This is a genomic window from Aeromicrobium alkaliterrae (assembly GCF_039529015.1).
Classification (GTDB): Bacteria; Actinomycetota; Actinomycetes; order Propionibacteriales; family Nocardioidaceae; genus Aeromicrobium; species Aeromicrobium alkaliterrae.
In genome coordinates this window covers 435,472-446,262 of the sequence record NZ_BAAAME010000005.1, presented here as the reverse complement: position 1 = coordinate 446,262, position 10,791 = coordinate 435,472, and the positions used below count along the sequence as shown (strand labels likewise).

General features: G+C 72.7%; 7 protein-coding genes. 4 read left to right on the top strand and 3 right to left on the bottom strand.

From position 1 onward, the window contains the following. Positions 1–149: 149 nt before the first annotated feature. Genes ABD127_RS16245 through ABD127_RS16235 form a run of 3 tightly spaced genes read left to right on the top strand, consistent with a single transcriptional unit; the run spans position 150 to position 4,836 of the window. Positions 150–1,340, top strand: coding sequence for an acyl-CoA dehydrogenase family protein (locus tag ABD127_RS16245; protein ID WP_344203394.1), 1,191 nt, complete (start codon positions 150–152; stop codon positions 1,338–1,340). Beyond that, positions 1,340–2,899: a carboxyl transferase domain-containing protein gene (locus tag ABD127_RS16240; RefSeq protein WP_344203393.1), complete on the top strand. Its 1,560-nt coding sequence runs from the start codon at positions 1,340–1,342 to the stop codon at positions 2,897–2,899. The genes ABD127_RS16245 and ABD127_RS16240 overlap by 1 nt, the downstream gene beginning before the upstream one ends. Positions 2,900–2,904: 5 nt before the next feature. Beyond that, positions 2,905–4,836: an acetyl/propionyl/methylcrotonyl-CoA carboxylase subunit alpha gene (locus tag ABD127_RS16235; protein WP_344203391.1), complete on the top strand. Its 1,932-nt coding sequence runs from the start codon at positions 2,905–2,907 to the stop codon at positions 4,834–4,836. A gap of 58 nt (positions 4,837–4,894) precedes the next feature. Here ABD127_RS16235 and ABD127_RS16230 read toward each other — a convergent pair whose 3' ends face one another. Both ABD127_RS16230 and ABD127_RS16225 read right to left on the bottom strand, forming a co-directional pair. Beyond that, entirely contained in the window at positions 4,895–6,238 is a 1,344-nt protein-coding gene (locus ABD127_RS16230) for an aspartate aminotransferase family protein (RefSeq protein WP_344203389.1), read from the bottom strand. Continuing rightward, the gene (locus ABD127_RS16225; protein ID WP_344203387.1) at positions 6,231–7,745 is read right to left on the bottom strand and encodes a CoA-acylating methylmalonate-semialdehyde dehydrogenase; all 1,515 of its coding nucleotides are present in this window, start codon (positions 7,743–7,745) and stop codon (positions 6,231–6,233) included. The genes ABD127_RS16230 and ABD127_RS16225 overlap by 8 nt, the downstream gene beginning before the upstream one ends. A 109-nt stretch (positions 7,746–7,854) precedes the next feature. Between ABD127_RS16225 and ABD127_RS16220 the strand changes: the two genes are divergently transcribed. Further along, a complete protein-coding gene (locus tag ABD127_RS16220; protein WP_344203700.1) occupies positions 7,855–9,459 on the top strand; it encodes a PucR family transcriptional regulator in 1,605 nt (534 codons plus the stop codon). Here the strand turns inward: ABD127_RS16220 and ABD127_RS16215 are convergent. Next, the gene (locus ABD127_RS16215; protein ID WP_344203385.1) at positions 9,450–10,718 is read right to left on the bottom strand and encodes a Glu/Leu/Phe/Val family dehydrogenase; all 1,269 of its coding nucleotides are present in this window, start codon (positions 10,716–10,718) and stop codon (positions 9,450–9,452) included. The two genes, ABD127_RS16220 and ABD127_RS16215, sit on opposite strands and share 10 nt — an antisense overlap. Positions 10,719–10,791 lie beyond the last annotated feature (73 nt).

The window sequence follows — 10,791 nt, the reverse complement described above, 5'->3', positions numbered from 1 at the left end:
CCCGCCGACCTCGCGCGGGCGGGTCGGAGGGGTCATGACGCCTCCTCGCTGGGGGGTGCACCCTGTTGCCAGGGTGGTTAATGATCGTTAACCTTACCAGTGGTTAACCACCATTAACCAGATCGTCGCCGCCGACCACGGGAGCCCCCATGCTGAACCTCAGCCCCGAGCACGAGGCCTTCCGGTCCTCCGTGCGCGACTTCGCCGCGAAGGAGATCGCGCCACACGTCGCCCAGTGGGACCGCGACCACCACTTCCCGGTCGAGGTCGTGCAGACGATGGGCGACCTGGGCCTCATGGGTCTCACGTCCCCCGAGGAGCTGGGCGGTGCCGGTGATGACGGCGACTTCGTCTCGCTGTGCCTCGCGATCGAGGAGATCGGTCGCGTCGACCAGTCGCTCGGCATCACGCTGGAGGCGGCGGTCGGCCTCGGCATCAACCCGATCCTGACCTTCGGCACGCCCGAGCAGCAGGAGCGGTGGCTCCCCGACCTCATCGCGGGTCGTGCCCTCGCCGGCTTCGGGCTGACCGAGCCCGGCGCAGGTTCGGACGCCGGGGCCACCCGGACCCGGGCCGAGGTCGACGGTGACTCCTGGGTCCTCAACGGCGCCAAGCAGTTCATCACCAACTCCGGCTCGGCGATCACCTCGCTCGTGACCGTCACGGCCCGTACGGGCCAGCGCGACGACGGGTCTCCCGAGATCAGCACGATCATGGTCCCGGCCGGGACGCCCGGCTTCGTCGCCGAGAAGGCCTACGACAAGCTCGGCTGGCACATCTCCGACACCCACCCGCTGTCGTTCACCGACTGCCGCGTGCCGACCGACCACCTGCTCGGCGAGCGCGGGCGCGGTTATGCGCAGTTCCTCAGCACCCTCGACGACGGCCGCGTCGCGATCGCCGCCCTCGCGGTCGGCTGCCTCCAGGCGTGCCTCGACATGGCGGTCGCCTACGCGGGCGAGCGCCAGACGTTCGGCGGGCCGATCGGGCGCAAGCAGGGCGTCGCGTTCCAGATCGCCGACCTCGAGGTCATGCTGCAGGCCTCACGCCTGCTGACCTACCGGGCGGCCGAGATGAAGGACGCGATGACCCGCGGCGCCACCGGCGCCCCGACCCGCGCCGAGTTCAAGCAGGCCGCGTCGGTCGCCAAGCTGTACTCGTCGGAGTCGGCCGTCACGGCGACCCGGATCGCGACCCAGGTGTTCGGCGGGTACGGCTTCATGGAGGAGTACCCCGTCGCCCGCTTCTACCGCGACGCCAAGATCCTCGAGATCGGCGAGGGCACCAGCGAGGTCCAGCGCATGCTGATCGCCCGCGGCCTCGGACTGGCGGTGGAGTGATGGCGAAGAGCCTCGCCGACCACACCGCCGAGCTGCGCGAGCACCTCGCTCGCGTGCGCGACGGACGGGCCGGCGGCAGCGAAGCCGCCCGCGCCAAGCACACCGACCGCGGCAAGCTCCTGGTGCGCGACCGGGTGGACCGGCTGCTCGACCCCGGCAGCCCGTTCCTCGAGCTCAGCGCCCTGGCGGGCTTCGGGATGTACGGCAGGCCGGGCGACGACTTCGCGGTGCCGAGCGCCGGGATCGTGACCGGCATCGGCCGGGTCGCAGGGCGCGAGGTCATGGTCATCGCCAACGACGCGACCGTGAAGGGCGGTACCTACTACCCGCTGACGGTCAAGAAGCACCTCCGCGCGCAGGCGGTCGCGGCCGAGAACCGCCTGCCCTGCATCGCACTGGTCGACAGCGGCGGCGCGTTCCTGCCGATGCAGGACGACGTGTTCCCCGACCGCGAGCACTTCGGGCGCATCTTCTTCAACCAGGCGCAGATGTCGGCCCGGGGCGTGCCGCAGGTCGCGGCGGTCATGGGCTCGTGCACCGCCGGCGGTGCCTACGTCCCGGCGATGTCCGACGAGACCGTCATCGTGAAGGACCAGGGCACGATCTTCCTGGGCGGTCCGCCGCTCGTGAAGGCCGCGACGGGCGAGGTCGTCACAGCCGAGGAGCTCGGCGGCGGCGACGTCCACGCACGCACCTCGGGCGTGGTCGACCACCTGGCGAACGACGACGCGCACGCGCTGGACATCGTCCGCGGCATCGTCGGCACGTTCGAGCGGCCGTCGGCGCGCTCGATCGAGGCGGCGCCCGTCGAGGAGCCGGTGGACGACCCGAGCGACCTCTACGACATCGTCCCCGCGGACACGCGCACGCCGTACGACGTGCGCGACGTGATCCGGCGCGTCGTCGACGGCTCCCAGATGCAGGAGTTCAAGGCGCTCTACGGCGAGACCCTCGTGTGCGCGTTTGCGCGGATCCACGGCTATCCGGTCGGCATCGTCGCGAACAACGGCATCCTGTTCAGCGAGTCGGCGCTCAAGGGCGCCCACTTCATCGAGCTGTGCAACCAGCGCGGGATCCCGCTGGTGTTCCTGCAGAACATCTCGGGCTTCATGGTTGGCAAGGAGTACGAGAACCGCGGCATCGCCAAGGACGGCGCCAAGCTCGTCACCGCCGTGGCGTGCTCGGTGGTCCCGAAGTTCACGGTCGTGATCGGCGGTTCGTTCGGTGCCGGCAACTACGGCATGTGCGGGCGCGCCTACGACCCGCGCTTCCTCTGGATGTGGCCCAACGCCCGCATCTCGGTCATGGGCGGCGAGCAGGCGGCGTCGGTCCTGGCGACGGTGCGCTCCGACCTGGAGACCGAGGAGCAGGTCGAGGCGTTCAAGGCCCCGATCCGTGAGCAGTACGAGACCCAGGGCTCGGCCTACTACTCCACCGCTCGCCTGTGGGACGACGGGATCATCGACCCGGTCGACACCCGCCGCGTGCTCGGCATGGCGCTGGCGACCTCGGCCAACGCCCCGATCCCGGCGCCGTCCTACGGCGTCTTCCGGATGTGATGACGATGAGCGAGCAGACGACCACCGTCCTCGTGGCGAACCGGGGCGAGATCGCCCTGCGCGTGTTCCGCACGGCCCAGGCGATGGGCTTGCGGACCGTCGCGATCCACACCGACGTCGACGCGGACGCGCCGCACGTCCTCGCGGCCGACGTCGCCGTGGCCGTGCCCAGCTACCTCGACGTCGACGCCGTCGTGGCCGCGGCCCGACAGGTCGGGGCCGACGTCGTGCACCCGGGCTACGGGTTCCTGTCCGAGCGCGCCTCGTTCGCGGCCGCCCTGGCCGGTGCCGGGATCGCCCTGGCCGGCCCGAGCGCGTCGGTCATGGAGCAGATGGGCCGCAAGGACGCCGCGCGCGAGGTCGCGACGGCGGCCGGGGTGCCGGTCGTCCCGTCGTACGGGATCGACGACGACCCGACGACGTTCGCCTACCCGGTCATGGTCAAGGCCGCTGCTGGCGGCGGCGGCAAGGGCATGCGGGTCGTCCGCGGTGCGGCGGACTTCGCCGAGGCAGCCGCTGCGGCGGGCCGGGAGGCCGCCAGCTCGTTCGGCGACGACACGCTGCTGGTCGAGAAGTACGTCGAGTCCGGCCGGCACCTCGAGGTGCAGGTCATGGCCGACACCCACGGCACCGTGCTGCACCTGTGGGAGCGCGACTGCTCGACGCAGCGCCGCCACCAGAAGGTGCTGGAGGAGGCTCCGGCGCCCACGATCGACGAGGCCACCCGCACCCGGCTGACGCAGTCGGCCGTCGACCTGGCCCACGAGGTCGGGTACGTCGGTGCGGGCACGGTCGAGTTCCTCCTCGACAACGCGACCGGCGAGTTCTACTTCCTCGAGATGAACACCCGGCTCCAGGTCGAGCACCCCGTCACCGAGGCCATCACCGGCCTCGACCTCGTGGAGCTGCAGCTGCGGGTCGCTGCCGGTGAGCACCTGTCGATGAGCCAGTCGGAGGTGCGGCGCGACGGCTGGGCGATCGAGGCTCGCGTGTACGCCGAGGACGCCTTCGGCGGCTTCCTCCCGCAGGCGGGCACGGCCAGCCACGTGTCGTGGCCCGAGGCAGTGCGGGTCGACCACGCCCTGTTCTCGGGGCAGAGCGTCTCGACGAGCTACGACCCGATGCTCGGCAAGGTCATCGCGAGCGGCAGCGACCGGGAGGCCGCGCGGTCTGCCCTCGTCGACGCCCTCGACGAGACCGTGGTCCTGGGGCTCACGACCAACACGGGGTTCCTGCGGGCGCTGGCGGCCAGCGACGAGTTCCGCGACTGCCGGATCGACACCGCCTGGCTCGACGTCCACGAGGTCGCGCCGCCGCCGGTCGAGGACGCCCGTGCCCTGGCCGCGTGGGTGCAGTCCGTGGCATGGCTCGAGAGCACGACGGGCCCGTTCGCCCCGGACGGCTTCCGCATCGCGGGGTCGCCGACGGCGCTCCGGGTCGGGCTCGACGAGGACGTCCGGGTCGACCCGCAGGGCTCGACGGTCGGCGGCCGCGCGTTGCGGCGACCGTCCCTGCACGAGGTCGACGGCATCGTCCGCATCGAGGCGTCTCTCGAGGGGCGACGCGTCGTCGGCCACGTCCGCCTGCTCCGGTCGGGCGGTGCGGAGGTCGTCCTCGAGGGGCAGCGGTTCCTGCTGCGGCCGCTCGACCCGACGGCCGGCGCGGCCGCCGGCCTCGACGACGGACGCGTCGTCGCCCCGATGCCCGGCACCGTGCTCGACGTGCGCGTCGCGGAGGGTGCGGAGGTCGCCGAGGGTGACGTCCTCGGCACGATCGAGGCCATGAAGATGGAGCTGTCGCTGCGGGCACCCCGCTCGGGACGCGTCAGCACGATCGGCGCCCGCGCCGGTCAGCAGGTGCCGCTCGGGGCGGTGCTCTTCGAGGTGGAGGTCGAGGGCGACTCCGCATCGGCGGAGGCGGCGGCTCACCTGGCGTGACGTCCGCGGCGGTCGCCGGCTCCAGCACCTCGCCCACCCGCCGACCGGGAGCGGTGCGTCACCGCGACGCGACCGCCGCCTCGTGCAGCGCCTCGTCGAGGATCTGCAGCCCGACCCGGGCGTAGTTCTCGCTGATGGTCAGCGGCGGCACGACGTGGATGCGGTTGAAGTTCGCGAACGGCAGCAACCCGCGTCGTTGCGCAGCGGCCAGCACCGCGGCCATCTCCGGGCTCGACCCGCCGTACGGTGCCAGCGGCTCACGCGTCACGGGGTCGCGCACGAGCTCGATCGCCCAGAACGCGCCCGTGCCGCGGACCTCGCCGATCCAGTCGTGGCGTGCGGCCAGGTCGCGCAGCCCGGGACCGAAGACCTCCTCGCCGAGCCGGGCGGCGTGCTGGACGATGCGCTCGTCCTCCATCGCCTCGATCGTCGCCACCGCCGCCGCGCAGGCGAGCGGATGGCCGGAGTACGTCAGACCGCCGGGGTAGGCGCGGTCGGCGAACGTCGCGTGGATCGCGTCGCTGATCGCGACTCCGCCGAGCGGCACGTAGCCGGAGTTAACGCCCTTCGCGAACGTCAGCAGGTCGGGCACGACGTCGGCATGGTCGATCGCGAACCACCGACCGGCACGCCCGAACCCCGACATGACCTCGTCGGCGATCAGCACGATGCCGAAGCGGTCGCAGAGCTCGCGCACGCCCGCCAGGTAGCCCGGCGGCGGCACCATGATGCCGGCGGTGCCGGGGATCGACTCCAGCACGATCGCGGCGATCGTCGACGGACCCTCGAGCGCGATGACCTGCTCGAGGTGCGCCAGCGCCCGCTCGCACTCCTCGGTCTCGGTCGTCGCCGAGAACGCGCTGCGGTAGAGGAACGGGCCGAAGAAGTGCACGACGCCGTCACTCGCGTGGTCGCTCGGCCAGCGACGGGGGTCGCCCGTGAGGTTGATCGCCAGGTGCGTCCCGCCGTGGTACGACCGGTACCGCGAGAGCACCTTGTGCCGCCCCGTGTGCAGACGGGCCATGCGCACCGCGTGCTCGTTCGCGTCGGCGCCACCGTTGGTGAAGAACACGTGGTCGAGGTCGCCGGGCGTGCGCTCGGCGATCAGCCGGGCCGCCTCGGAGCGGGCGCCGTTGGCGTGCGCCGGCGCGATCGTGCACAGCTCGCCGGCCTGCCGCTGGATCGCCTCCACGATGCGCGGGTGCTGGTGCCCCAGGTTCGTGAACACGAGCTGCGAGGTGAAGTCGAGGTACTTGTTGCCGTCACCGTCCCAGAGGAACGACCCCTCCGCCCGGGTGACCACCATCGGACGGATCTGATCCTGCGCCGACCAGGAGTGGAACACGTGCGCGCGGTCGAGGTCGAAGGTGCGCTGGGCGTCGGTGCGCGTGAGCTCAGTCATTGCGGGGGAACCCCAGCTCGAGACCGCCCTCGCGACGCTGCGCGGGGTCCGGCCAGCGGGACGTGACGACCTTGCCCCGCGTGAAGAAGTGCACGCCCTCGGTGCCGTGGGCGTGGGTGTCGCCGAGCAGCGACCGCTTCCACCCGCCGAAGGAGTAGTAGGCGACCGGGACGGGGATCGGCACGTTGACGCCGATCATGCCGACCTTCACGTCGGCCTCGAACCGGCGAGCGGCCCCGCCGTCGTTGGTGAAGATCGCCGTGCCGTTGCCGTACTCGTGGTCGTTGACGAGCGCCAGCGCCTCGGCGTACGAGGCGACCCGCACGACCGAGAGGACCGGGCCGAAGATCTCCTCGCGGTACACCTCCATGTCGGGCGTCACGTGGTCGAAGAGCGTGGGGCCGAGCCAGAAGCCCCCGGTCTCGCCGACGGGCCGCACGTCGCGTCCGTCGACCACGAGCTTCGCTCCGGCGCTCTCGCCGGACTCGACGAAGCCCGCGACCCGGTCGCGGTGCGCCTGCGTGACGAGCGGTCCCATGTCGACCTCGGGACCCTCGCTCCGGCGGCCGTCGCCCGTGCGGAGGGTGCGGGTGCGCTCCGCGATGCGGGCGACGAGGTCGTCGGCGACGGGCTCGACCGCGACGAGGACGCTGATCGCCATGCACCGCTCACCGGCGGAGCCGAACCCGGCGTTGACCGCGGCGTCGGCCGCGAGGTCGAGGTCGGCGTCCGGCAGGACGACCATGTGGTTCTTCGCGCCACCGAGCGCCTGGACCCGCTTGCCGTGCGCGCTCGCCTCGCGGTAGACGTACTCGGCGATCGGCGTCGAGCCGACGAAGCTGATCGCCGCCACGTCCGGGCTCTGCAGGAGCGCGTCGACCGCGACCTTGTCGCCCTGCAGCACGGTCAAGACCCCGTCCGGCAGTCCGGCCTCCTTCCAGAGAGCGGCGATCCAGAGCGCGGCGGACGGATCCTTCTCCGACGGCTTCAGCACGACGGCGTTGCCGGCGGCCAGGGCGATGGGGAAGAACCACATCGGCACCATGGCCGGGAAGTTGAAGGGGCTGATCACGCCGACGACGCCGAGCGGGTCGCGCTTGGAGTGCACGTCGACCCCGGTCGCGGCGCTCTCGGAGTGGCCGCCCTTGAGCAGGTGCGGGATGCCGCACGCGAACTCCACGACCTCCTGGCCGCGGGCGATCTCCCCGAGCGCGTCGGAGTGCACCTTGCCGTGCTCGGCCGTGATGATCGCGGCGAGCTCGTCCTTGCGGGCGTTGAGCAGCTCGCGGAAGGCGAAGACCACCTGGGTCCGACGGGCGATCGAGGTCGCGCCCCAGCCGACCGAGGCCGCCTTCGCCGAGGCGATGACGGCAGCGGCGTCGGCCGCGTCGGCCAGGACGACCTGGCCGGTGACCTGGCCCGTCGCGGGGTTGGTGACGTCGGCCGTGGCGGTGGACGTGCCGCGGAACGGCGCGCCGTCGACCCAGTGCTGGATCAGGTTGGTCATGTGTCTTCCCTTTCGTCCCCCTCATCGTGGGGCGGCCGGGACCCGACGCGGAGCGACAGATTGTCAGGATCGGGCCACGTACCAACCGATGTGTAGGGTCCGATCCGTGATGACGCCGCTGACCGTCGCCGGCACCCTCGAGCTCGACGTGCTCCGCCACGCGGGCCCGGAGGTCGTCGCGGGAGCCGCCGGACTGGGCCGTCCGGTCCGGTGGGTCCACTCCACCGAGCTCGCCGACATCGCTCCCCTCCTGCGCGAGGGCGACCTGCTGCTGAGCACCGGCATCGCGCTGCCCGACTCCGAGGACGAGCTCGTCGCGTTCGCGTCGAGCCTGGACGCCGGCGGCGTCGCGGGCGTCGTGATCGAGCTCGGTCGTCGCTGGGCCGAGGTGCCTGCCGCCCTCGTCGACGCCTGTGAGCGGCTGGGCCTTCCCCTCGTCGTCCTGCACCACGAGGTGCGCTTCGCTGCCGTGACCCAGGCGATCGGCGAACGCATCGTCGACCAGCGCCTCGGCGAGCTGCGGGAGGCGCACGAGGTCCACGACACGTTCACCGAGCTGAGCATCGGCGAGGCCAGCCCGGAGCGGATCCTCGAGGCGGTCCAGCAGCTGGCGGGTGCCGCCGTGGTGCTCGAGAACAGCGATCACCAGGTCGTGGACTTCCGCGCGGGACCCTCGGGCGTGCGGGACTTCCTCGACAACTGGACCGATCGGTCGCGCTCGGTCGTGATGGACGCGCGCACGACCTGGGACCGTCGGCACGGATGGCTCGTCACGCGACTCGGGCGGCGCGAGCGCGGATGGGGCCGCCTGGTCGTCCAGTCGCCGGGCCGGCCGTCGCAGCGGCTCGTCGCCGTCGTCGAGCGCGGCGCCTCGGCCCTGGCGATGCACCGTCTGCACGATCGCCAGCGCGACAGCCAGGTCCGCCGCTCCCACCACGAGCTCGTGCTCGGGCTGATCCACGACCCGACCGACCCGCAGGTCCTGGGGCGGTGCGAGGCGGTCGGGTTCCCGATCGTCCGCCGGCAGCTCGTGGCCCTCGCCGTCCGTCCGCTGGCCGACGGCAGCCAGTCCCTGCCCCACGTCGTCGACGACGTCGTGGCCGCAGCGGTGCACGCCGCCCACACGGCGCGGACGCCCGCGCTGGTGTGCGAGGTCGACGGCACGGTGCGCGTGCTGCTGGCCGCCGGACCGGGAGCCGCGGTCGAGCCGGTCGTCGAGCAGGTGGCCGAGGCGATCCAGCGGCGGCGCCCCTCGGTCGTCGCCGCGGGTCGCCCCGTGCCGACCATCGGCGAGGTCGACCGCACGCTGCGCGAGAGCGCCCACGTGCTGTCGTCCGTCCGGCGCCCGGACACCCAGCTCGTCCACCGCCTCGAGGACGTGCACCTGCGGGGCTTGCTGGCGCTCCTCGGTGACGACGACCGGTTGCGCCTGTTCGTCCAGCGCGAGCTCGGGCCCGTGTGGGACCACGACCGCCAGCACGGCACCGGCTTCGCCGCCGTGCTGGAAGCCCTGCTCACGCACCCCACGAGCAAGTCGGACGCCGCCGCGAGCGTGCACCTGTCGCGGCCGGTTTTCTATGACCGGGTCGCCCGGATCGAGCGCCTCCTCGGCGTCGAGCTCCAGGACCCGGACGTCCGGGTCTCCCTGCACGTGGCGCTGGTCGCCGCCCAGCTGCTCGGCGACGCCGTCGACGGGCGCGGGACCTACGGGTAGAGGCCCCGCAGGCGGTGGGCGTCGGCCACGGCACCGACGGCCAGGCACGTCGCGGCCGAGCGGAGCGTCACGCCGCGGCTCGTCGCGACCTCGTTCGTGCGACGCCAGGCGGCCGACATCCGGGCGGCGAGACGACCCTCCACCTCGGCCTCGGTCCACCAGAAGGCCTGGTTCGCCTGGACCCACTCGAAGTAGGAGACGACGACCCCGCCGGCGTTGGCGAGGATGTCGGGCACGACGAGCACGTCGCGGTCAGCCAGGACGGCGTCGGCCTGGCGGGTCGTGGGCCCGTTCGCGCCCTCGACCACGACCCGGGCGAGCACCTGGTGGGCGTTGCCGTCGTGGATGACCGCCTCGACCGCGGCCGGCACGAGCAGGTCGACGGGCAGGGTGAGCAGGTCGTCCCCGTGCTGGAGCGGCTCGCTGCGGGCGAAGCCCACGACCGACCCGGTCGTGTCGACGTGGGCCTCCAGGGCGGGCACGTCGAGTCCGGCACCGTCGTGGATCGCACCGTGCTCGTCGCTCACGGCCACGACCCGCGCCCCGGCCTCCGCGAGGAAGCGGGCCGTGTAGCGCCCGACCTTGCCGAAGCCCTGCACCGCGGCTCGGGACCCCGCCACGGCGATGCCGCGCGACGCGAGCGCGTCGATGGCGACGTGCGTGACCCCTCGTGACGTCGCGGTCTGGCGCCCCAGCGAGCCGCCGAGCGACAGCGGCTTTCCCGTCACGACGCCGAGCGCGGTGTGCCCCGCTCCCGCCGAGAAGGTGTCCATCATCCAGGCCATGACCTGCTCGTCGGTGCCGAGGTCGGGCGCGGGGATGTCGCGGTCCGGGCCGATCAGCGGTGCGATCTCGCTGGTGTAGCGGCGTGTCACCCGCTCGACCTCGGCGCGCGAGTACCGCGCCGGGTCAAACCGCACGCCGCCCTTGCCGCCGCCGTACGGGACGTCGACGAGGGCGCACTTCCAGGTCATCCACATCGCCAGGGCACGGACCTCGTCGAGCGTCACGTCCGCGGCGAACCGCACGCCGCCCTTGGCCGGACCTCGCGTGAGGTTGTGCTGGACGCGGTGGCCGGTCAGGACCTCGACCGAGCCGTCGTCGCGGCGCAGCGGGATGCTGACGGTGACCTCGCGGCGCGGCTGAGCGAGGCTCTGGCGCACGCCCTCGCCGAGTCCGAGCAGGTCGACCGCGTCGCCCAGCTGCTCGAGGGCGTCGAGGAGGACGGGGGAGGCCTGGGGTGCGAGGTCGGTGGTCACCCGTCGAGCATGTCCGCGCGCGGCCGGCCAGCGTCCGACACCGTGACGTAGTGCGGCGCGGTACGCGACACTT

Bases quoted from the DNA above. Each gene is read 5' to 3' on its own strand.
- ABD127_RS16245 (WP_344203394.1), top strand. From the start codon at position 150: ATGCTGAACCTCAGCCCCGAGCACGAGGCCTTCCGGTCCTCCGTGCGC.
- ABD127_RS16240 (WP_344203393.1), top strand. From the start codon at position 1,340: ATGGCGAAGAGCCTCGCCGACCACACCGCCGAGCTGCGCGAGCACCTC.
- ABD127_RS16230 (WP_344203389.1), bottom strand. From the start codon at position 6,238: ATGACTGAGCTCACGCGCACCGACGCCCAGCGCACCTTCGACCTCGAC.
- ABD127_RS16235 (WP_344203391.1), top strand. From the start codon at position 2,905: ATGAGCGAGCAGACGACCACCGTCCTCGTGGCGAACCGGGGCGAGATC.
- ABD127_RS16225 (WP_344203387.1), bottom strand. From the start codon at position 7,745: ATGACCAACCTGATCCAGCACTGGGTCGACGGCGCGCCGTTCCGCGGC.
- ABD127_RS16220 (WP_344203700.1), top strand. From the start codon at position 7,855: ATGACGCCGCTGACCGTCGCCGGCACCCTCGAGCTCGACGTGCTCCGC.